The sequence below is a fragment of the Flagellimonas oceanensis genome, from assembly GCF_003992595.1.
GTDB classification, from domain to species: domain Bacteria; phylum Bacteroidota; class Bacteroidia; order Flavobacteriales; family Flavobacteriaceae; genus Flagellimonas; species Flagellimonas oceanensis.
In genome coordinates, this window is record NZ_RZNA01000049.1 from 122,230 (window position 1) to 143,212 (window position 20,983).

Sequence of the window (20,983 nt, forward strand, 5' to 3'; positions counted from 1 at the left end):
AGTATTGTATGCCAATCATAACCTTAACTACAGATTTTGGATACAAGGACCACTTTGTGGGTGCTGTTAAAGGGGCCATTCTGAACAACCTCCCCGATATTAGCGTTGTTGATATTTCCCATGCCATCAGTCCGTTCAATATTCAGGAATGTGCCTATATCCTAAGGAATGCCTACCGTTCGTTTCCAAAGGGAACGGTCCATATTGTAGGGGTGGATTCTGAAATTTCACCCGAAAACGAGCACATCGTAGTGCAAGTAGATGGGCACTATTTTGTGAGTGCCAACAGCGGTGTCATTTCCTTGATAACTTCCGAGGTACAACCTGAAAAAGTGGTAGAGATCAATCTACCCAATGCTGAGGCCGGTGCCTTTCCTGTGCTCAATATATTTGTTCAGGTAGCGTGCCATATTGCACGAGGCGGCAAATTGGAAGTCATAGGCAGACCATTGCAAAGTTTGAAGGAGCTGCGCGATTTTGAACCACGGATAACCAACGAAGGCAAAACCATTACGGGCAATGTAATTTATATAGACAACTACGGTAACGTGGTCACCAATATCCAAAAAAGTTTGTTCGAAGCCTATCGGAGCGGCCGCGATTTTGAGATCAATGCACGGACCACCAAAATACGGCAAGTGCACCAAAGCTATAACGGCTTCATCAATTATGATCTGGAACGGAACCAGCGAAAAGGGCCCGGAGATGCCTTGGCCCTGTTCAATTCCGCAGGCTATATAGAACTTGCCATTTATAAAAGTGACCTGAATTCGGTCGGAGGCGCGTCCACCCTTCTAGGACTGAATTATAGGGACACGGTAACCATAAATTTCCTGTAAATGTTGATACGCATTGTAAAACTGACTTTTAAACCCGAAAATATTGCTAGTTTTGAGCGAATCTTTGAAGAAAGTAAAAATGGCATTCTGGCTTTTGAAGGATGTAATATGGTAGAATTGTATCAGGACATTACGAATTCCAATATATTTTTCACCTATAGTTTTTGGGATACCGAATCGCACCTGAACAACTACAGGAATTCCGATTTCTTCAAAGGGGTTTGGGGCAACACCAAAAAACTGTTTGCCGACAAGCCCGAAGCATGGAGTGTTCATAAAATTCAATCAACAAACCCATCTTAATGTTCGCAATTTTTAAGAGAGAGGTACGGTCCTTTTTTACATCGCCCATCGGTTACTTGATCGTAGGTTCGTTTTTACTGCTCAACGGGCTTTTTCTTTGGGTCTTCAAGGGCGAATACAACATTTTTGATTACAGCTTTGCCGATTTGAGCAACTTCTTTTTGTTGGCCCCTTGGATTTTTATCTTTTTGGTGCCCGCCATCACCATGAAGAGTTTTTCCGAAGAACGAAAAATGGGAACGCTCGAATTATTGCTGATCAAACCCATCTCCGTTTGGAAATTGGTACTCGGGAAATTTTGGGGAGCCTTCTTGCTATGCGTTATCGCTGTAATTCCCACAATCGTCTATGTTTTTGCCATCTCGGGATTGGGCATGGTAGAGGGTAATTATGACCTAGGCGTGGTAATAGGTTCCTACTTTGGACTATTGTTTTTGATGGCCTGTTATACGTCCATCGGGATATTTGCGTCTACCCTTTCCAACAATCAAATCATAGCATTTTTAGTGGGTGTTTTGGTCTGCTTTCTGATTTTCAATGGGTTTGATGCCGCGTCTTCGTTGTTTTCGAACGGGGAAACGCAACAAACCATACAATCGCTCGGAGCAAAATCACATTTTGATAGCATTGCAAGAGGTGTGATAGACACTAGGGATTTAACCTACTTTATCTCGTTGACACTCTTATTTCTATACCTCACTTTTCAACGTTTAAAACAATTGCCAAGATAATGGGAAAGTTTTTTGTGTCCATTTTAAAAGTGATTGTGGCTGTTTTGGCCATCAACCTGTTGGCCAGTTTTGTGTATACTCGGTTTGACCTTACCGAGGATAAAAGATATACCCTTTCGGAACCTGCCGTAGCGGTAGCACAAAAATTTGAAACTCCAATTATTGTTGATGTACTCTTGGATGGGAACATTCCTGCCGAGTTCGCCAAATTGAAAACAGAGACCATTCAACTGTTAGAATCATTCGGGGCTAAAAACAGTAACATCAAATATAATTTGGTGGACCCTATGGAGGATAGTGAAAATCCACAGGAAACGGTCGCCCAATTACAGAGCTTAGGCTTGCAACCTGCCAATGTTACCGTTGAGGAAAACGGAAAAGTATCTAACGAGCTGGTCTTTCCTTGGGCCATGGTCAATTACAACGACCAGACGGTAAAAGTGCCGCTGCTCAAAAATAAATTGGGCTCCACTGCCGAAGAACGAATCAATAACTCGGTACAGCAATTGGAATACGCCTTTGCCGATGCTTTTACCAAGTTAAGCATTGAAGAAAAAAAGAGCATCGCCGTTATCAAGGGAAATGGCGAACTCGACGATATTTATATCGCTGATTACCTTACCACCATTCGGGATTATTACAACATTGGCGCAATAACCTTGGATTCCGTGGCTACCAATCCGCAAAATGTTTTAGATCAATTAAAAAACTTTGACTTGGCTCTGATTGCCAAACCCACAGAGGCGTTTACGGATCAGGAAAAATATGTAATGGATCAATATATGGTTCAAGGGGGTAAAACCATTTGGATGATAGATCAAGTGAATATGGAAATGGATAGCATTTATGCCGGTGGCGGAGAGGCCATCGCCATTCCCAGAGACCTTGATTTGAAAGATTTATTTTTTAAATATGGGGTGCGCATCAATCCAGTTTTGGTCAATGACCTCTATTTTACCCAAATTGTTTTGGCCACGGGAGAAGGGAATGATTCACAGTATAATCCCCTACCCTGGTTTTATTATCCGATGGTGTTTTCGCAAAACAATCATCCCATCAACACCAACATTGAAGCAGTACGGCTCCAGTTTACCAGTCCAATGGACGTGTTGGAAAACGATTATAACAAAACTATCCTATTGCAAAGTTCACCGCTTTCCAAGACCGATGGAATTCCGCGAGTGGTCAGTTTGGATATGATCAACCAACAACCTGACCAAGCCACATATAACAATGGTAATTTGCCATTAGCCGTCCTGATTGAGGGGAATTTCACATCCATGTACAAGAACAGGGTAAAGCCATTAAAGCTTCAAAATACTTTGGAGGAAGGTCCAGAAAACAAGATGATTGTTATCTCGGACGGGGATGTCATCAAAAACCAATTGCGCAATGGCAGACCTTTGGAGTTGGGGTACGACAAATGGACCAGTAACTTCTACGGCAACAAGGAATTTCTAGTGAACAGCACAAATTACCTTTTGGACAATACGGGGCTTATTAACATTCGAAACAAGAAAGTGACCATCCCATTGCTGGATGTCAAAAAAATTGCAGAACAGAAAACCAAGTGGCAGCTTGTAAACATTGGATTTCCAGTCGTTTTAACGCTGTTGTTCGGGCTGTTCTTCGGCTATTACAGAAAACGTAAGTTTACGGCTTAGGTGTTGATAAATTTGTTTCTCTGCTAAATCCATTTGGGATATATTTGTTTTTATTGATTTTATAGGCCCTATTACAGGGAGAAATTGCCAAAAAGGCAACTATACTAAAGTATTTCTTTGATGAAGTTTATTGTATCCAGTACATATTTATTGAAACAGCTTCAGGTTTTGGGGGGAGTTATCAACAACAGCAACACCTTGCCTATCCTGGATAATTTTTTATTCGATCTTAAAGAAACTAAGCTAACGGTTTCCGCATCCGATTTGGAAACTACGATGAGTACGGTTTTGGAAGTGGATTCCGATTCTGAAGGAACCATTGCTGTCCCCGCCCGTTTGCTTTTGGACACCCTTAAAACATTCCCTGAGCAACCGTTGACCTTCGTTGTTGAGGACAACAATACGGTGGAAATCAGTTCCAACCACGGTAAATATGCCTTGGCATATGCCGATGGTGCTGAATTCCCAAAAGCGGTGGAAGTCTCCAACCCGAGCTCCACTACCCTATTGGGTGATATTTTGGCAACGGCCATCAACAAAACCATTTTTGCGGCAGGTAATGATGACCTTCGCCCCGTAATGAGCGGTGTGTTTTTCCAGTTCTCTCCAGAGAATTTGACTTTTGTGGCTACGGATGCCCATAAATTGGTAAAATATCAACGTCAAGATGTAACCGCTTCCGAAGTGGCGGAATTCATCATGCCAAAAAAACCATTGACATTATTAAAAGGTATTTTGGCAGGTTCTGAATCCGAAGTGACCATTGAATATAACGATAGCAACGCCAAGTTCTATTTTGATAATACCGAATTGGTTTGCCGTTTGATTGATGGAAAATACCCGAACTACGAAGCCGTAATTCCAAAAGAGAACCCGAACAAATTGACGATTGCCAGAAACCAGTTCCAAAGTTCTGTGCGTAGGGTTTCTATTTTCTCCAATAAGACCACACACCAAATACGTCTAAAAGTTGCTGGTGCCGAACTTAATATTTCCGCGGAAGATGTAGATTACAGCAACAAAGCTGAGGAAAGATTGTCTTGTTCCTACCAAGGTGACGACATGCAGATTGGTTTCAACTCCAGATTCCTTTTGGAAATGTTGAACAATTTGTCATCCGACGAAGTTTCCTTGGAAATGAGCTTACCTAACAGAGCTGGTATCCTTACCCCAATTGATGGCTTGGATGAAGGCGAACATGTGACTATGCTGGTAATGCCGGTAATGCTGAATAATTAAACTAACTATTTCAATTATAAAGAAAAGCTGGAACAAAATGTTCCAGCTTTTTTATTTTTATGATATAAATCTAATCGTCATAAAATAAGACGGAGACTCTCCATTCGACGCCTTCACTGCATTAACGATAGGTAGAATAAAACCTAGGATTCCTGCGCCTATCAAGCCCAATATACCCAAACCTAAAAGTAAAATGGCAGGAATACTGATGATGATGTAAAGTATAAGGCTGATTTGAAAATTGATAATGGCTTTGCCATGTTCATTCATCCCTTCCACCTTGTCTTTGGATGACAACCATATGATCAAAGGAACAATAAGGCTCCCGAATCCGGTTACATACGATAAAAGTTGTGTGAGATGCGTTACGGCCAACAAAGTGTTGTCCGTTCTAACTGCTTTTTGATTTATAACTTCCATTTTTGATTGATTTTGATGATTCATCTTATTAGTATACAAAATGCTGAAAATGTTACAAACGTCAGCTAATTTGTACTTTTGTGCCCATGTCGTACACAGATAACATTGTAGCCTTGGCAACTCCTTCTGGAACAGGTGCCATTGCGGTAATCAGAGTCTCTGGACCTGATGCCATAAGCTTGGTGGATACGTTGTTCAAATCCATTAAAGGCAAAACATTGACCAAACAGAAAAGCCATACCATCCATTTGGGGAATATTGTTGATGGCGATAAGATTCTGGATGAAGCCTTGGTTTCCATTTTTAAAGTTCCACATTCCTACACAGGTGAAAATGTGGTGGAGATTTCCTGCCACGGCTCTCCTTTTATCCAACAACAGATCATTCAACTCTTGTTACGGAAAGGATGTCGTTCCGCTTCTGCTGGAGAGTTTACTTTACGAGCTTTTCTTAACGGTAAAATGGATTTGAGTCAGGCCGAGGCTGTGGCCGACCTCATAGCCAGTGACAGTGAAGCAGCCCATGATATTGCCATGCAGCAAATGCGCGGTGGATTCAGTAATGAGATTCAAGAATTGCGACAAGAACTTCTCAATTTTGCATCATTAATTGAGTTGGAGCTGGACTTTTCCCAAGAAGATGTAGAATTTGCTGATAGAACCCAGTTTAATGAATTACTTACTCGCATCAGTACGGTACTTAAAAAATTGATTGATTCCTTTGCGCTCGGAAACGTCATCAAAAATGGAATACCCGTCGCCATTGTGGGCCAGCCGAATGTAGGGAAATCGACCTTGCTTAATGTACTGCTCAATGAAGAAAGAGCCATCGTGAGCGAGATTGCTGGTACTACTCGTGATACTGTAGAAGATCAAATCAGTATAAAAGGCATAGGTTTTAGGTTCATAGATACGGCAGGCATCAGAGAAACCGTGGATGTGGTGGAAAAAATCGGTATTGAACGTACTTTTGATAAAATTGAAAAGGCACGTCTCATTATTTACCTCTTTGATGGAATGGAGTTTGACAAAGCGGAGCTCGAACTCATTCAAAAAAAATATCCTAACAAACAATTGTTGCCCATCTGTAACAAAATGGATTTGCTGAGTCCTGACCAGAAAGAAAAAATAACATCAGAAATACCCAATGTCCTTTTCCTTTCGGCAAAGTTTAAAGAAGGAATTCCTGAATTGGAAGCAAAGCTTCTTTCTTTGGTGGATTCAGGAGCATTGAGCGGCGATACCACCATCGTCACAAATAGTAGGCATTATGATGCTTTGCTTAAAGCTTTGGAAGAAATTCAAAAGGTAAAAGAAGGTTTGGATATGGAATTGTCCAGCGATTTAATGGCGATCGATATCCGACAGGCACTGTATCATTTGGGAGAAATCACAGGAAGCGTGACCACGGATGATTTATTGGGGAATATTTTCTCTAATTTCTGTATCGGCAAATAGTCGGTAATTTTATTTAATTCGTTTTGTGCTTAAATGATTGATTATCAGCTTATTGTTAACAACTTTAAATATCTTGTTTTCCGTTAATATAGCCATTTTCCTACTTTTATTGTGTCTCATTTGTGTCTCGTTGTTTTTTCAAAATCAAGAGACACAAAAATTTGTTTCCCATGATAAAAGCACACCTAAGAAAGAAAAAGTTAGCATCAGGAAAACTGAGCTTGTACATTGAATACTACAAAGGAAACCGAACACTACCTAATGGTAAAACCAAATACCTTAGGGAATACGAGTACCTAGAATTATATTTGGTTCAGCATCCCAAATCAGCTAGCGAAAATAAAAAGAACAAGGAACAACTTGCATTAGCAGAGCAAATACTGGTCATTAGAAAAGCTGAAATCTATCAGGGAAAATTCAAGATAGAAAACAACTCAAAAGGCAAGACTTCGTTTCTTTCCTATTACGATAAAAAGAAAGAAGAACGCTATGAGACCAAGGGCAATTACGATAACTGGGATGCCGCTCAAAACCATTTGGAAAAGTACTGTCCAGAGCACACCATATTCAATGACATCGATGTGGACTTCATAAAAGGTTATAAAAAGTATCTGGATACGGTAGCGGTTACCAAAAGTGAAAAAAAACTATCCCAGAATACCAAGCATACCTATTTCAATAAATTCAAGGCATGTCTTAGGGCGGCATTCGATGAAGGGTATCTAAAGGAGAACTTGGTAAAAAAGGTCAAAGGGTTTACCATGGCCGAATCCACCCGAGAATATCTCACTTCCCATGAACTTCAGAATCTGGCCAAGACGGAATGCAGGTTTCCAAAGCTCAAACCAGCTTTCCTCTTCTCAGTCCTTACGGGGATGAGATGGTCGGATATCAACAAGCTCAAATGGAAAGAGGTCCGTGATGAGGGAAACGACCACCTTGGAAATCCTATGTATCGGGTCGTCTTCAAACAAAAGAAGACCGCTGGAGCTGAATACCTTTATATATCGAGACAGGCAAGAGACCTATTGGGTGAGCGCCAGAAATCCGAAGACAGGGTCTTCAAAGGACTCAGCTACAGTGCCCACATGAACATACAATTATTAAAATGGTGCATGCATGCTGGAATCACCAAACATATTACCTTCCACTCCGCCAGACATACCAATGCAGTCCTTCTATTGGAAAATGGAGCGGACATTTACACGGTATCCAAGCGATTGGGCCATAGGGAGATCAGGACCACTCAAATCTATGCCAAGATCATCGATGAAAAGATGAAGCAAGCTGCAGAAATGTTACCGAATTTGAATCTTGAAAAAATGGAGTAGCCTTCATTTATAGATCCAAGTTCTGTCTTTACCGCCATTGGCCAAACCTAAGATTAGAGGTTAACCCATAATAAGATTGTTGATAACTCCATTTTGCTGGACCATGAAGTAATTTTATTTGTTGACCATTGAAATCATTTGTGTTTAAATGACAACAAAACAACACAAACCTCTGTATATCTGTATTTTGTGAATATTTCACTACTTACCCTCACGGTTTCAACTGTACTTTATTCATACTTTTATCCATAGAATTCCACAATAGGAAACAAAGCGCTTTGTTCATTGATAATCCTTAAATCCGATAAAAATGAACAACATTGAATTAAACGAGAAACTCAACAATATCGAACGTCTTTTGTTGGGGTCAAAAAAGGTGCTCACTTTTGACGAGGCCTGTGATTATACCGGGATATCCAGAAGCTATCTGTACAAACTGACCGCAGCGGGTAAAATACCCCATAGCAAGCCCAACGGAAAGTTGATTTATTTCGATATCGACCGTCTCAACAAATGGTTGTTGAGAAATGATCGTAAATCCACCTGCGAGACCAATGACCAGGCCATTGAATATATCCTGCGAAAAGGATAGGCATTGACCTTTTAAATGTAACCCATCACGCTATATCCCCTATAGCAAAAAAATATCCCACATGGAAAACACTCCCTATATCAGGGTCGGGACCACTTTTTACAAGTTGGTCCAGGTCCCTACTATATCCGGACACTTCAATGAAGTGCTGGTACCTTGGAACGAACATATCATCAAACAGGACCATGGCAAAGATTACTTGGGCAAGGTTCCCAAATACGATGGGTTTGCCTGCATTCCCAGCCATATTGATTTTAAAAAGGAACATCACGGCTTTTACAATACCTACTCTCCTTTGGATCATGAACTCAAGACTGGAGACTTTCCACATACCATGGCATTTTTGAAACATCTATTTGGCAAGCAATTGGAACTGGGACTGGACTATCTGCAGTTATTATACCAAAAACCGGTGCAGATACTTCCCATATTATGCTTGGTGTCCAAAGAAAGAAACACTGGAAAGAGCACCTTTCTCAAATGGCTCAAGGAAATCTTCGGGAACAACCTGACCTATCTGACCAATGACAGCTTTGGAAGCCAGTTCAATGCGGATTGGGCCAACAAATTATTGATATGTGTGGACGAAGTGCTGTTCAACAAGGAGGAGCTAACTGAGCGTATAAAATACTTAAGCACCACCAATAGAAACAAATTGGAGGCCAAGGGAAAGGACAAACGGGAAGTGGAGTTCTTCGGGAAGTTCATCCTCTGTAGCAACAACGAGGACAGTTTTATCAAGGTCGATGCCCATGAGACACGGTTCTGGGTCCGCAAAATACCCAAACTTAAAAAAGAGGATACTGCATATCTGGAACGATTGACAAAAGAAATTCCTAACTTTCTGTATTACTTGACCGAGAGAGAGCTGTATTCCCGACAACGATCAAGGATGTGGTTCACCCCAAAGGAGCTGCATACCCCAGCATTGAAAAAACTGGTGTACAACAATAGAAACCGGGTGGAAAAGGAACTGGCCAGCCTATTGATCAGTGCCATGGAAAAGTTTGATGTGGAATCGGTGGACCTTTGCCCCATAGATGCGCTACACCTTCTCAACCGGACAAGGGTCAAGACCGATTTGACCCAATTGAGGCGGCTGTTGAAAAAAGATTGGAAACTGGAGAACCAGCCCAACTCCAACAAATACCAAAGAATAACCATATGGAACAACGGTGATATCAATACCGAGGACGCCAAGGGGAGGTACTTTACCGTAAAAAAGGATTTTTTGTCCCAAAATTTTGATGATTTGATGACAGATTGAGAAATCTCCAGTGTTTATAAGGGTTAAGCCTGTCATCACTTTGTCATCATTCTGTCATCAAAATAGAAAATGATGACAGGGCCCATGAAGAAAAAAACAAAAATGATGAAACGATGACAAAATGATGACCGGGGAACCACTAGAATTTATGGGGCCTCCCAGAGAATTGTCATCAAATCATCAAAAATCATCTCAAAACAGAGCCATGAAAGAAAAAAGAATGAACTGTGAAACGGCGCGCGAGCTTTGCATCATTTCGGCATTGGCAAGCATGGGACATTTCCCAACGAGGGAATCCAAAAAGGAGGCATGGTTCCTCAGCCCTTTTCGAAAGGAGACCCAAGCATCCTTCAAGGTCTCCAAGGATTTGAACAGATGGTACGACCATGGTGAGGGCATCGGCGGAAACCTGATCGACCTTATGATGAAGATCACCGATTCCTCCGTTTCCGAGGTACTGGAGATATTGGATGGAAACACCTATTCCATAACACAAACTGCTGCCCCGGCCAAAGTACCGGCCAAAACCAAGAGAGGAATCATTGTGGGAGAGGTAATGGACATATCCCATCCTGCATTGGAGCAGTATCTGGAGGAAAGGTGTATCCCAATGACCATTGCACGCTCCCATACAAAGGAGGTCCATTTTGAAATGGGAAACCGGGACTATTTTGCGATCGGACTCAAGAACACCAAGGGAGGATGGGAACTCCGGAACGGCTTCCAAAAACTGTGCTCCTCGCCCAAGGCCATAACACATATAAGAAATGGTAAGGAAAATTTGGCCATTGTCGAAGGCATGTTCGATTTTCTATCGCTAATGGTCATGGGTCCGACCTGGTTAAAGGATTCGGACATATTGGTTTTGAATTCCCTTGCTTTTGCCAACCAACTGGGAAAAACCATTGGTGGCTATGGGAAAGGTAGATTGCTCTTGGACAATGACTGTGCCGGGGACCGTATGACCAACACCTTATTGGAGGAACATGGGAACCTGGAAGACGGAAGGGAACTGTTCCGTGGGTTCAAGGACCTTAATGAAAAGCTCCAAGATGGCAATTAGATCCAAGTGGATTTTTGAAGTGCCCGTGAATATACCCGTTAAAAATCTTGCCATTGGCAATCTATGGCATCGCTTAAAAAATCCATCTATTTTCAATCCTTTTCCAATAAAACCCTAGGAATCCTGATTTATACATAGACCGATAAACATTTGCCCACATTTAATACGAGAAGTTTTGAGGCTCAAGACAAATGTCTTATTGTTGAAGACAAATGTCTTATTAGGGTTGTGCAAGAACATCAAAAAAAAACTGAGCAATTAACTGCCTTAAATAAAGCAATCCAAGCTTATATCAAAAATTTGGATAAGTCCTCTGAGGTTAATCCCAGAACGGAAAACATAACCTTTTCAGATTTTTTTGACAATAAAATGCTTGTTATCAAAACCATAAGAAAGGGGCTGACTTATAAATTATTCAGTAAAATAAAGGATGTGACTCCATTTTCCGAAGATGATTGGGCCGTATACTTGAACTTGTCAAAGAAAACTTTACAAAGACATCAAAATGATGCTGATTATCTATTTAAACCGATTCATACGGAAAAGATTATAGAGTTGGCAGAAGCAACCCATTTTGGCAAAGAAGTCTTTGATACAACTGAACAGTTTTATTTATGGCTTAATACCCCTTCATTTGCCTTAGGTAACTTGAAACCGGCCGAATTATTAAAAGATTCATATGGCAAGGAATTGGTAATGGCCGAATTGAACAGAATTGATCAAGGAATTTTCACTTGATGGGAGTATATGGACTATCAAAGAAAAAATACTCGAATGAGTTAAATGGTAAAGGCGCGGCCAAATCCGGGAATAGATGGAATTCAAAAGGAAGGGAAATCATTCATTCGGCCGAAAGCAGGGCTTTAGCAATGGCAGAGGTTGCTGTACATTTGACTTTGGCCACATTGCCAAGTGACTTTGTAATGATCGAGATCGACATTCCAGATGATATCCAAATAAAAGTATTGGAGCAAAAAGACATTCCTGAAAATTGGAACACTCATCCACCAAGAGTCAGTACTCAGAGAATCGGAGATGATTTTTTAGACACTGCGGATTCCTGTGTTTTAAAAGTTCCTTCAGCTGTTGTTCAATATGACCATAATTATTTAATCAACCCCAACCATAAAGATTTTTTTAAAATATCAATATCCCAAGTTCAAGAATTTTTGTTTGACAAAAGAATATTTGAATAATGGCCATCCCGTAAAGTGTATTGGACAATTTTTAAGGGTTTGGGCTTTATTAAAATGATGTTATATTTCCTCCTGGGTATGGACATTTTTCGGTCGCCTCCTTTATCCCTATATATGGATTTGATCAGAGCATGGTTTTCAAAGAAGGTCAGGGTCGCACAATAAATCAAAAAATTACCACTGTCGTAGCTTTCGTTTATATTTATCGATCGCTTCAGGATCCAGGTCCATGATCAAATGTTTCCTGCCTATTCTGTTTCTGCTCTCGACCACATGGTCCAGCACATACACAAAGTCACTTTTCAATTCCTCCATTTGCTCCTCCAAGTGTTCATACCTGATCTTGGGAACGGTAATCTCTGTATCCAACAGCTCTGGCTTGGAAGGTGTTTTCTTCTCGGTCAATTGCTGCTCAAAAAAATCGAAGTCCCCTTCCCATTCCCCGTCGGATTCAAGTTCTTGATTGAAGAGTGCCTGCATCATTCCCACAGTGGGCAGGGTCTGTTCCTTTTCAATGCTCCGCATGATGGCCACCATGGCATTGAACCTCCGTCTGATAAGATATTTTAGACTGGCGACGGTCTCCCCCAATTCCTGGTCCGGGGAGATGCCGTGCCGTTCAAAGAAATCCAACATGGCCAATAAGGTCATGGACCTGGACCTGCCGAACTTCTTGGAATACCTCCTGAACTTCAAGGCCACTGATTCCTTTATGGCCATGTTATTGAACTTCTCTTTTTGGTATCCTTGATCCATTTTTTCGTTAAAAATTCCTTGGTTTTACTGGGCCCGAGCCCTTTTTTCGTCAAAAACAACAAAACCCCTATTTTCATGGATATCCCTGTATTCCTTATAAACAGGGCCTTTCCGAAGGAAAATGGATAAATAGCGCTGCGTGGGCACGCTATCCTCTTGCTCCTCCTTTTCGTCCCGCAGGGACAAAAACGTATCGCACTGCCACTGAAAAAAGATGGGCCTCTTTTATGCTTCGATCAATGGTACGGACTTTGGGAAAGTCAAATCAGATCATTATGCCGTACCCAAATTGGTTCCCTATAAAGTTATGCTTTGTTGAACAAAAAACCCAATCATAATGATTGGGCCTGATTGGTTCCATTTATCAAAATCCCCCTTTGCTTGGATTGTTTGTTGTTTGATATCACATCAATCCATTATCGGCAAAACTGTAATAGCTGCCATCGGGAGCAAGTATCAAATGGTCCAATACCTGGATATCGAACAATTGCGCCGCCCGTTGGATCTTTTGGGTCAGCTTTCTGTCCATTTCACTGGCCTTCAACTGTCCCGATGGGTGGTTATGGGCCAGGATGATCCCCACTGAAAGTGTCTTGAGCACGATGGCAAAAAGGATGCGCATGTCCACCAGGGTCCCCGTGATGCCCCCATGGGACAGCGGATAGATTCCCTTGACCTTGTTGGAGCGGTTCAACAGTACGATTTTGAAGGTCTCGTGCAATCCAATGGTATCGGCATCCCAATTCTTATATAGGAGTTGGGACACTTCCTTGGAATTTGTGATCGAGAGCGATCTGAGGGTCACGAGCTTCTCCCGGTAACTGATCTGTATTTCATTGACTTTGTGTTCCATGTACAATACCTTGATAGTTGAAAGAAAAAGGCGCCCCGAACCATGGAGCGCCTCCGGTTTCTATTCCTCATTGTTGCCTCCCAACAATAAGATCTCACTAACCACAACCTCGGTCACATAGCGTTTGTTCCCCTCCTTGTCCTCGTAGGACCTATGGGTAAGTTTTCCCTCAACAGCAATTTCCTTGCCCTTGGCCACGAATCCCTCGATGATGTCCACGAGCTTTCCCCAGGCGATCAGGGTGTGCCATTCGGTATTGGTCACCCGCTCCCCTTGATTGTTCTTGTAGTGTTCGTTGGTGGCCAGGTTTACCCGTGCCATGCGCTTTCCTTTCTCAAAATCAGTGATTACCGGGTCCTGTCCGACGTTACCGATCAGCTGTACTTTGTTTCTTAAATTTCCCATTCTAAAAAGGTTTAAAGGATTAATGATTGCCCCTTGGTTCCTTTGGATGTTGACCAAATTTTAAGGGGGCGTTCGTTTGGTTTCCTTCGTGCACAGCACAATGAAAGAAGCGGGTTCTGTCAAGGCTTTGGACAGGAAATCGGGAGGGTACATGAGGTAGCAAAACCCTTGGGTTTTCAAGGAAATGGATACCCTATTTACTGGCAAAACTGGGCTTGGCCTTGAGAGGTTCCACAAGGACCCTTGGGAATTCCATCTGACCCAGTGGCAAATGAGCGAACGGGAAGTTGAGCGAGTGAAGTCATTGGTGTCCTGATTGGAAGTCCCTGGGTACTGCCCTGTTTTTCGATGTCCCGGAAAACAACCAAGGGCTTCTTTTATTATGACCCCCTTAAAATTCAGGCTACAACCTACATAAAGTAATAGAAACTCATATAACAAAACCATTTACAACTCCAATGGTATAAGGAATTGGTGGACAACTGTTCAGGGCTTCTTGGGAGAGGCCTGGGTCATTTCATATTCAAAACATAAAAAGTTTGGGTTGCTTAACAAATATCGAATCGTGGATGTCAATGTTCTACTATTTGCATTACGCGAATCATAAAATGCAAATTGTATCTCAATTTTGAGGATGGTTTCGTGTACGTGATAATATTTGTTCTGACCTCCTCCCAAAATTAGGTGCCGGCTATTATTAGAGGGTCCGGGCTGTTGACCACCTTCAATACTATGCATCAAAAATTCGTTCATAACGATCATCCAATAAATCAATATAGGCCACTTTCATTTTAGGGGACAAAAAGGATTTGTCAATCCAACGCAGGGCATCCTTTTTCTTTCGTAAAAATCGTTTGAATACCACTTCCGTTTGTTTTTCCGTAAGCCCCATCTTCTTGGCAAGGTTTTCAAAATGGATCCTCTTTAACTTATTTTTCTTTCCTTCCATGGTCAATGCAAGTTCCTCGCTATCATCAGGATTGACAATGGTGACATTGAGCAGGTCATATGCTGGGGAAAGAATCCAACCGGATGGGGAATCCAGCATGGAAAAATTCTTCAAGTGCATATCATTGTTGCCCGTTAAAAAACAGAACAAGGTCATCTCAAACAGGAAAATCATATCCAACAAAGTATTGGCCGAATGCTGGTACAGTGCCTTTCCAACCTTTTCCATGGAGCTTTTATATTTGTCATAGGCCTCCGTAATCTGGAACATATCAAGCATATGGATTTTTTGTCCCTCATCCGTTCTATCGATACGTTTTGTGATATAGGACAACTCGCCGGATTTTAATCGTATCAAACTGGAGGGAACGGTCTGAATACCGAATGATTCCGCGATGCGCATGGTCAAATGTTCGTTCGCTGGCATTTCCGGATATTCTCTTGATGGTGGTTTAAAGATATATTGGCCTCCAAGTGCCCCCACCACTGTCAACCGAAAGTCTCCGGTATTACCTGCATCATTAAACAGTGACATCGACAATTTAGGTTGCACACCTGGTACGGAAACACTTCGCTCTACCACATTTTTGGCCAGTTCGGACATTTGATCCAAACTATACTCCAATTTTGGCGCTTCCTTTTTACCAAAGAAAGCAATAGCGCACCTTTCATGAAAATCAAGGTCACCCTCCAACGCTTCATAACAGTATAGACACTTACCCTTCATTGTTGTTCATTAAGGGTTCCACGCTCACTGCTCCGATACAATTCTGACAGCAGGCCAACAATAGTCCCATCCTATCATTCTTGTTCAATTTCCAGTTTTTTGATGCAATGTTCAATAGCCAACCTTCCGGAATCAATCCCTCAAAAAACGGAAACAATCTATTGTCCCTGTAGGGTTCCATTCGGACAGGCATCGAGAACGTTATGAACTGGTCAGGATATTGTTCCACGTAATCCCCATCGTATTGAAATACATAGTCCCCATCATCGGTTTCCATGAGCTCTCCGGCCTTGATACCATCATATAGTATATTGGCATTCCTCATTGGACTTTTGTATTTTCATTATCAATGGCATGTAAAGGAACTGCAGCAAGGGTATGTCCAAACATTCTCAAGACCAGATTGACCTTGTCCATATTTAGATTTGTTTTCCCCTGTTCTATTTTTCGCACTACGGTAAGGGCAACACCTGCACGTTCAGCAAATTCTTCTTGCGTCAGGTTTACCTCGTTCCTACGGGTCTTGACAAACTCGGATAGCTTATACATTATATGCATTTAGATATAAAACGCATCAAATATATTAAATTATATGTAAAAACATATAATATTATTAAGAATACACAATTTTATATGTTTTCACATATAAAACAATCGTTATCCATTGGGTTCATAGTACGCTCAAATTCAAACGCTATCGAAATGAATATCACAGTAAATGATTTTCACATTGATTAATCTAAATATTATAAAAATGTTTGGTTTTCTTAACTTTTTTACACCTCTATTACACTTCAAAATGCTGGGAGACCCTATAAAATAAGGAAAAGTAACTTCTGCACGATAATATTAACTTTAAAGTTCAGATTAATGATAAGTCACAAGATTGGAATTTGTTCAGAATGTGAAAGTAAGTTTTACACTCATAATTCGAAAATGATTGGACTATGTCCAGAATGCGCACACCGATTATATGGATATGGGAATTGCTCACATGAATTCGAGAATGGGAGGTATATTAAATGTTATTGGAACGGTAATGAATCAGAATTTTTAAAAAACTGAGACAAAAACCATTGAGAAAATAAACAAAAGTTCAAATAAACGATGATGTATACATGTAGTAAAACAAGACAAAACTTCAGTATAGGCACCCAATTTGGTGGGATATACGGAATTATGTTCAGCATATAAGCAAGTTGGCAGTAATGCAAAACCAGACCGAAAATGACGATTTATAAATAATACGAGAAGAAATTAATTACAAATGAATTGGATAATATTAATAATTGCCGGACTCTTTGAAGTCGCCTTTGCTGCTTGCTTGGGAAAAGCGAAAGAGGCTACTGGAACTGAATCGACATATTGGTATGTTGGATTTGTGATTTGTTTAGCTATTAGTATGTTTCTACTTATAAAAGCGACTCAAGAGTTGCCGATTGGCACAGCTTATGCAGTTTGGACAGGAATCGGAGCAGTTGGGACAGTTCTAATTGGGATTCTTGTTTTTAAAGAACCAGCAACCTTTTGGCGACTATTTTTCATTACGACCTTAATTGCTTCAATTATAGGACTGAAAGTAGTTTCACATTAAAGAAATCGGACTAAAAAAAGAAAAGCACATACTGCCAACAATGTATATAAAAAATAGGCTAAATAGTAGTAATATCAAGGTATTTGGCACTTATTAAACTTTGTGTTTAACCGAAAGTTTTGTGCTTCATAATCGCCTACTTTTCATATACTAACCGTTGGCAACAAGCTGAAAAAAGAAAATTTTTACCAAATTGGTAACTTTTTTATTAGGTTTGCGTCAAATAAGTATCATGTGAGAGTAATAGCTAAACGAACTTTACGAGACTTTTGGGAGAAGCACACTGACTGTGAAGAACAATTAAAGTCTTGGTTTAGAGAAACTGAAAAATCCGAATGGAAAAATATTAATGAATTAAAAAACGATTACCCCAGTGCAAGTATCTTAAAAGACAATCGAATTGTTTACAATATTAAAGGCAACAACTACCGATTGATTGTAAAATTCAACTTTGAATATCAAATATGCTGGATAAGATTCATCGGAACTCACGCAGAATATGACAAAATTGACGCAAATAATATCTGATTATGAAAATAAAACCAATTAGAAACGAAAAAGACTATCAAAAGGCACTCGACAGACTTGAGGACATTTTTGATGCAAAAAAAGGAACTGACGAGGGAGATGAATTGGAAATCCTTTCAATCTTAATTGACAGATATGAAAATGAAAACTTTCCAATTGGAATGCCTGATCCAATTGAGGCTATCAAATTCCGAATGGAGCAAATGGGAATGAAACAAAAGGATTTAGCCGAAGTTGTTGGATTTAAAAGTAGAGTCAGCGAAATTTTAAGCAAAAAACGAAAACTGACCCTCGGAATGATAAGAAAACTGAATTCAACACTTCACATCCCGACTGAAGTGTTAGTTCAAGATTATTAATAAAAAAGCCAGTTGCCAACAAAGATGGCCATAAGTAATTGCTTGTTCTCGCTTACTTCTGAAACTCCTCGAGAATCTCCAGTTTGGTGTGTACTTGCAAAGTTAACCGCTAAACCACGCAACTACTCATACGAGCCGAAAATGTTGTACAAAATTATGGGAAACAGATTTTGACAATGATTTCATATAAAAGAGACATATTTTATATTATTGGAATTTTCATAATTCTATTGTTTAGCTTTTCATGTGAAACAAATAATTTATCAAACAAAAACTATTAGAAAAAATGGACTTTTCACACCTAGTCCTCCCTTAAATTACTGTTAACCTTCCCTTCTCCCTATTTGGTTTTTTTTACATTTAACAGGCTACAGGTCAAGTGGCATTCCCCCCGACAATATCGGACAAAATCCGGCAAAGTAGATTTTATCTACATCCAAACACTAAAAAACCATTGATGAAACAACAACTATTTTCGGTTCTAATCCTATTGATTTCTGTAGGTTGCCATGGTCAAAATGATGAAAAGTTTAATCTAGATTTTGAAAATCATAAAGAAGGAAACGCACTCGCAGATGACTGGTTTCAATGGGGAAACCATAAATTATCCATTGATACCCTAGCCTACTCGGGAACCAAGTCCGGAAGGGTTTCATCTCTTGAAAGTGGCAACTTTGGAAGTATTGCTTACAAAATACCCGCTAAATATGAGGGCAAAAGCATAAAACTTGAAGGTTATATGAAAACCAAGGACGTCCAAAATGGTTTTGCCGGATTATTGATGAGAATTGATGGCAGAGGTTCTTCCTTGGCCTTTGACAATATGCAAAACCAAAATATAACGGGAACAAATGACTGGAAAAAATATACGATAACCCTTAACTATCCTGAAGGCGCTGAAATGATTTATGTTGCCGGCATACTTGTAGGTTCAGGTGAGGCATGGTACGATGACTTTACAGTGACAATCGATGGTAAAAATGTGCAAACCCTGAAAAAAGTCAAACGAAAGCCGGCCAAGGCACAATTGGACAAGGAATTTGATTCAGGATCATTGATAGAACTATCTGATGTGTCTCCCAAAGAAATTGAAAACCTAGAGTTATTGGGCAGGGTTTGGGGGTTTCTCAAATACCATCATCCAGAAATAGCCAAAGGAAATTATAATTGGGATTATGAGCTCTTTAGGTTTTTGCCAAAATACATTCAAACCAAAAGTGATGTAGAGAGAGACAAACTTTTGATCAATTGGATTACTACTTTAGGCGATTTAAAAAAATGTTCCAAATGCAAACCTACAAGTGAAGATGCGGTAATTCGTCCCGATCATAAATGGATTGAGGACCAAGATCATCAACTTAAAGAAAAGTTACTGGATGTCTACAACAACCGTTCTCAAGGAAAACATTATTACATAGGCATGGCACCGAGCGTTGGCAACCCGAATTTTAAAAATGAAGAAGCATATTATCTTATGCCTTTTCCTGATGATGGGTACAGACTCCTTTCACTATATAGATTTTGGAACATGATTCATTATTTTTTTCCGTATAAACATTTAACGGACAAAGATTGGAACGCTGTACTAGGTGAATATATCCCACTTTTCCTGAATGCCAAAGACGAACTGCAATATGAATTCGCAACAATACAACTTATCGGGGATGTTCAGGATACGCACGCCAATATCTGGGAAGGTGCTGGCAAGATAAATAAATGGAAAGGATTGAATTATCCTCCGGTCCATGTTCGTTTCATTGAAAATCAATTGGTCGTAACCGACTTCTTTAATGAAGAACATAGAGGTAAGGTCGGCTTGGAAATTGGAGACATCATCACTAAGATCAATGACATACCCGTAAATCAAATTGTAAAGGAGAGAGCCAAATATTATCCAGCTTCAAACCACCCTACAATGCTAAGGGACATTTCCGCAGATCTTTTACGCTCAAATTATGATGAAATTGAAATCCATGTTGAATCGGACAACACGACTGCAAAGACCCAGTTGCTAAAACTGTATCCAAAAGATAGTCTTGATACTTATCGATGGTATAGAAGAGATCATAGAAAGTCTTTCAAAATGTTGGACAACAATATAGGTTATGTGACCCTACAAACCATAAAGAATGAGGACATACCTATAATTAAAGAGCAATTCAAAGACACTAAAGGTATAATCATGGACATCAGGAATTATCCCTCCACATTTGTTCCGTTCGCCTTGGGCACCTATTTTGTATCTTCCCTTACCCCATTTGTAAAGTTTACCAATGGCAATGTCGATAATCCAGGTGAATTCACGTTTGGGAAAGAACTGAAAATACCCAGCAAAGGAGATACATACAAAGGAAAATTAGTGGTTTTGGTCAATGAACTTACACAAAGCCAAGCCGAATATACTTCCATGGCATTTAGAGCGGGAGACAACACCATAATAATTGGAAGCACAACCGCAGGGGCTGATGGAAATGTATCAACGATATTTTTGCCTGGTGGTATGAGAACTATGATCTCGGGAATTGGAGTATATTATCCAAACGGAAAAGAGACACAGAGAGTTGGCATTGTTCCGGATATTGAAGTTAAACCAACTATTGAAGGAATTAGGAAAGGTAAGGACGAACTGATGGAAAAAGCAATTGAAATAATTACCAAAGATTAGCAACCATCAGAAAAGTTGATAAAGGTTCAAATAACCGATTATCACA

At 40.3% G+C, this 20,983-nt stretch carries 23 protein-coding genes; 16 read left to right on the top strand and 7 right to left on the bottom strand.

What is annotated here, in order from left to right:
- The first annotated feature begins 8 nt into the window (after positions 1-8).
- From EO132_RS16420 to dnaN, 5 genes are all read left to right on the top strand, one after another.
- Positions 9-839: an SAM hydrolase/SAM-dependent halogenase family protein gene (locus tag EO132_RS16420; RefSeq protein ID WP_127138902.1), complete on the top strand. Its 831-nt coding sequence runs from the start codon at positions 9-11 to the stop codon at positions 837-839.
- Positions 840-1,142 (top strand): putative quinol monooxygenase, encoded by a 303-nt coding sequence (locus tag EO132_RS16425; RefSeq protein WP_127138903.1) that lies wholly within the window; start codon positions 840-842, stop codon positions 1,140-1,142.
- The gene (gene gldF / locus EO132_RS16430) at positions 1,142-1,873 is read left to right on the top strand and encodes a gliding motility-associated ABC transporter permease subunit GldF (protein WP_127138904.1); all 732 of its coding nucleotides are present in this window, start codon (positions 1,142-1,144) and stop codon (positions 1,871-1,873) included. The genes EO132_RS16425 and gldF overlap by 1 nt, the downstream gene beginning before the upstream one ends.
- Positions 1,873-3,537 (top strand): gliding motility-associated ABC transporter substrate-binding protein GldG, encoded by a 1,665-nt coding sequence (gldG, locus tag EO132_RS16435; RefSeq protein ID WP_127138905.1) that lies wholly within the window; start codon positions 1,873-1,875, stop codon positions 3,535-3,537. The genes gldF and gldG overlap by 1 nt, the downstream gene beginning before the upstream one ends.
- 120 nt (positions 3,538-3,657) lie before the next feature.
- Entirely contained in the window at positions 3,658-4,776 is a 1,119-nt protein-coding gene (gene dnaN / locus EO132_RS16440; RefSeq protein ID WP_127138906.1) for a DNA polymerase III subunit beta, read from the top strand.
- A 57-nt stretch (positions 4,777-4,833) separates the two neighbouring features.
- On the opposite strand, the gene EO132_RS16445 is transcribed toward dnaN, so the two are convergent.
- Entirely contained in the window at positions 4,834-5,196 is a 363-nt protein-coding gene (locus EO132_RS16445; protein WP_127138907.1) for a DUF4870 domain-containing protein, read from the bottom strand.
- Positions 5,197-5,282: 86 nt separating this feature from the next.
- On the opposite strand from EO132_RS16445, the gene mnmE reads away from it, so the two are divergent.
- The 7 genes from mnmE to EO132_RS16480 all read left to right on the top strand — a co-directional run bounded on the left by mnmE (position 5,283) and on the right by EO132_RS16480 (position 12,102).
- Positions 5,283-6,653, top strand: coding sequence for a tRNA uridine-5-carboxymethylaminomethyl(34) synthesis GTPase MnmE (gene mnmE / locus EO132_RS16450; RefSeq protein ID WP_127138908.1), 1,371 nt, complete (start codon positions 5,283-5,285; stop codon positions 6,651-6,653).
- A 173-nt stretch (positions 6,654-6,826) separates the two neighbouring features.
- Positions 6,827-7,984: a tyrosine-type recombinase/integrase gene (locus EO132_RS16455; RefSeq protein WP_127139018.1), complete on the top strand. Its 1,158-nt coding sequence runs from the start codon at positions 6,827-6,829 to the stop codon at positions 7,982-7,984.
- A 310-nt stretch (positions 7,985-8,294) separates the two neighbouring features.
- Positions 8,295-8,576: a helix-turn-helix transcriptional regulator gene (locus EO132_RS16460; protein ID WP_127138909.1), complete on the top strand. Its 282-nt coding sequence runs from the start codon at positions 8,295-8,297 to the stop codon at positions 8,574-8,576.
- 61 nt (positions 8,577-8,637) lie between these two features.
- Positions 8,638-9,843 carry a primase-helicase family protein gene (locus EO132_RS16465; protein WP_127138910.1) on the top strand — a complete coding sequence of 402 codons (1,206 nt, stop codon included), beginning with the start codon at positions 8,638-8,640 and terminating at the stop codon, positions 9,841-9,843.
- 205 nt (positions 9,844-10,048) lie between these two features.
- Positions 10,049-10,906: a toprim domain-containing protein gene (locus tag EO132_RS16470; protein WP_127138911.1), complete on the top strand. Its 858-nt coding sequence runs from the start codon at positions 10,049-10,051 to the stop codon at positions 10,904-10,906.
- Between the two features lie 150 nt (positions 10,907-11,056).
- Positions 11,057-11,644: a type II RES/Xre toxin-antitoxin system antitoxin gene (parS, locus tag EO132_RS16475; protein ID WP_235856490.1), complete on the top strand. Its 588-nt coding sequence runs from the start codon at positions 11,057-11,059 to the stop codon at positions 11,642-11,644.
- The gene (locus EO132_RS16480; RefSeq protein ID WP_127138912.1) at positions 11,644-12,102 is read left to right on the top strand and encodes an RES family NAD+ phosphorylase; all 459 of its coding nucleotides are present in this window, start codon (positions 11,644-11,646) and stop codon (positions 12,100-12,102) included. The genes parS and EO132_RS16480 overlap by 1 nt, the downstream gene beginning before the upstream one ends.
- 174 nt (positions 12,103-12,276) lie before the next feature.
- Here the strand turns inward: EO132_RS16480 and EO132_RS16485 are convergent, their stop codons facing one another.
- The 6 genes from EO132_RS16485 to EO132_RS16510 form a co-directional block, all read right to left on the bottom strand.
- On the bottom strand, positions 12,277-12,858 hold the full coding sequence (locus tag EO132_RS16485; RefSeq protein WP_127138913.1) for a BfmA/BtgA family mobilization protein: 582 nt from the start codon (positions 12,856-12,858) through the stop codon (positions 12,277-12,279).
- 403 nt (positions 12,859-13,261) lie between these two features.
- Positions 13,262-13,711, bottom strand: coding sequence for a JAB domain-containing protein (locus EO132_RS16490; RefSeq protein WP_127138914.1), 450 nt, complete (start codon positions 13,709-13,711; stop codon positions 13,262-13,264).
- Positions 13,712-13,771: 60 nt separating this feature from the next.
- On the bottom strand, positions 13,772-14,116 hold the full coding sequence (locus EO132_RS16495) for a single-stranded DNA-binding protein (RefSeq protein ID WP_127138915.1): 345 nt from the start codon (positions 14,114-14,116) through the stop codon (positions 13,772-13,774).
- A 730-nt stretch (positions 14,117-14,846) separates the two neighbouring features.
- Entirely contained in the window at positions 14,847-15,791 is a 945-nt protein-coding gene (locus EO132_RS16500) for a HipA domain-containing protein (RefSeq protein ID WP_127138916.1), read from the bottom strand.
- A complete protein-coding gene (locus tag EO132_RS16505; protein WP_127138917.1) occupies positions 15,781-16,116 on the bottom strand; it encodes a HipA N-terminal domain-containing protein in 336 nt (111 codons plus the stop codon). The genes EO132_RS16500 and EO132_RS16505 overlap by 11 nt, the downstream gene beginning before the upstream one ends.
- Positions 16,113-16,340, bottom strand: a complete 228-nt coding sequence (locus EO132_RS16510; protein ID WP_127138918.1) for a helix-turn-helix domain-containing protein — start codon at positions 16,338-16,340, stop codon at positions 16,113-16,115. The genes EO132_RS16505 and EO132_RS16510 overlap by 4 nt, the downstream gene beginning before the upstream one ends.
- Positions 16,341-17,058: 718 nt before the next feature.
- On the opposite strand from EO132_RS16510, the gene EO132_RS16520 reads away from it, so the two are divergent.
- The 4 genes from EO132_RS16520 (at position 17,059) to EO132_RS16535 (ending at position 20,937) form a co-directional block, all read left to right on the top strand.
- Entirely contained in the window at positions 17,059-17,385 is a 327-nt protein-coding gene (locus tag EO132_RS16520) for a DMT family transporter (RefSeq protein ID WP_127138920.1), read from the top strand.
- Positions 17,386-17,619: 234 nt separating this feature from the next.
- The gene (locus tag EO132_RS16525; protein WP_127138921.1) at positions 17,620-17,913 is read left to right on the top strand and encodes a type II toxin-antitoxin system HigB family toxin; all 294 of its coding nucleotides are present in this window, start codon (positions 17,620-17,622) and stop codon (positions 17,911-17,913) included.
- 2 nt (positions 17,914-17,915) lie between these two features.
- Complete coding sequence (locus EO132_RS16530; protein ID WP_127138922.1) at positions 17,916-18,272, top strand: helix-turn-helix domain-containing protein; 357 nt, start codon at positions 17,916-17,918, stop codon at positions 18,270-18,272.
- 457 nt (positions 18,273-18,729) lie between these two features.
- On the top strand, positions 18,730-20,937 hold the full coding sequence (locus EO132_RS16535; protein ID WP_127138923.1) for a S41 family peptidase: 2,208 nt from the start codon (positions 18,730-18,732) through the stop codon (positions 20,935-20,937).
- The last annotated feature ends 46 nt before the right edge of the window (positions 20,938-20,983 follow it).

Excerpts from the sequence above, each read along its gene's own strand:
- EO132_RS16420 (WP_127138902.1), top strand. The coding sequence starts at position 9 with ATGCCAATCATAACCTTAACTACAGATTTTGGATACAAGGACCACTTT.
- EO132_RS16425 (WP_127138903.1), top strand. The coding sequence starts at position 840 with ATGTTGATACGCATTGTAAAACTGACTTTTAAACCCGAAAATATTGCT.
- gldF (WP_127138904.1), top strand. The coding sequence starts at position 1,142 with ATGTTCGCAATTTTTAAGAGAGAGGTACGGTCCTTTTTTACATCGCCC.
- gldG (WP_127138905.1), top strand. The coding sequence starts at position 1,873 with ATGGGAAAGTTTTTTGTGTCCATTTTAAAAGTGATTGTGGCTGTTTTG.
- dnaN (WP_127138906.1), top strand. The coding sequence starts at position 3,658 with ATGAAGTTTATTGTATCCAGTACATATTTATTGAAACAGCTTCAGGTT.
- EO132_RS16445 (WP_127138907.1), bottom strand. The coding sequence starts at position 5,196 with ATGGAAGTTATAAATCAAAAAGCAGTTAGAACGGACAACACTTTGTTG.
- mnmE (WP_127138908.1), top strand. The coding sequence starts at position 5,283 with ATGTCGTACACAGATAACATTGTAGCCTTGGCAACTCCTTCTGGAACA.
- EO132_RS16460 (WP_127138909.1), top strand. The coding sequence starts at position 8,295 with ATGAACAACATTGAATTAAACGAGAAACTCAACAATATCGAACGTCTT.
- EO132_RS16465 (WP_127138910.1), top strand. The coding sequence starts at position 8,638 with ATGGAAAACACTCCCTATATCAGGGTCGGGACCACTTTTTACAAGTTG.
- EO132_RS16470 (WP_127138911.1), top strand. The coding sequence starts at position 10,049 with ATGAAAGAAAAAAGAATGAACTGTGAAACGGCGCGCGAGCTTTGCATC.
- EO132_RS16480 (WP_127138912.1), top strand. The coding sequence starts at position 11,644 with ATGGGAGTATATGGACTATCAAAGAAAAAATACTCGAATGAGTTAAAT.
- EO132_RS16485 (WP_127138913.1), bottom strand. The coding sequence starts at position 12,858 with ATGGATCAAGGATACCAAAAAGAGAAGTTCAATAACATGGCCATAAAG.
- EO132_RS16490 (WP_127138914.1), bottom strand. The coding sequence starts at position 13,711 with ATGGAACACAAAGTCAATGAAATACAGATCAGTTACCGGGAGAAGCTC.
- EO132_RS16495 (WP_127138915.1), bottom strand. The coding sequence starts at position 14,116 with ATGGGAAATTTAAGAAACAAAGTACAGCTGATCGGTAACGTCGGACAG.
- EO132_RS16500 (WP_127138916.1), bottom strand. The coding sequence starts at position 15,791 with ATGAAGGGTAAGTGTCTATACTGTTATGAAGCGTTGGAGGGTGACCTT.
- EO132_RS16505 (WP_127138917.1), bottom strand. The coding sequence starts at position 16,116 with ATGAGGAATGCCAATATACTATATGATGGTATCAAGGCCGGAGAGCTC.
- EO132_RS16510 (WP_127138918.1), bottom strand. The coding sequence starts at position 16,340 with ATGTATAAGCTATCCGAGTTTGTCAAGACCCGTAGGAACGAGGTAAAC.
- EO132_RS16520 (WP_127138920.1), top strand. The coding sequence starts at position 17,059 with ATGAATTGGATAATATTAATAATTGCCGGACTCTTTGAAGTCGCCTTT.
- EO132_RS16530 (WP_127138922.1), top strand. The coding sequence starts at position 17,916 with ATGAAAATAAAACCAATTAGAAACGAAAAAGACTATCAAAAGGCACTC.
- EO132_RS16535 (WP_127138923.1), top strand. The coding sequence starts at position 18,730 with ATGAAACAACAACTATTTTCGGTTCTAATCCTATTGATTTCTGTAGGT.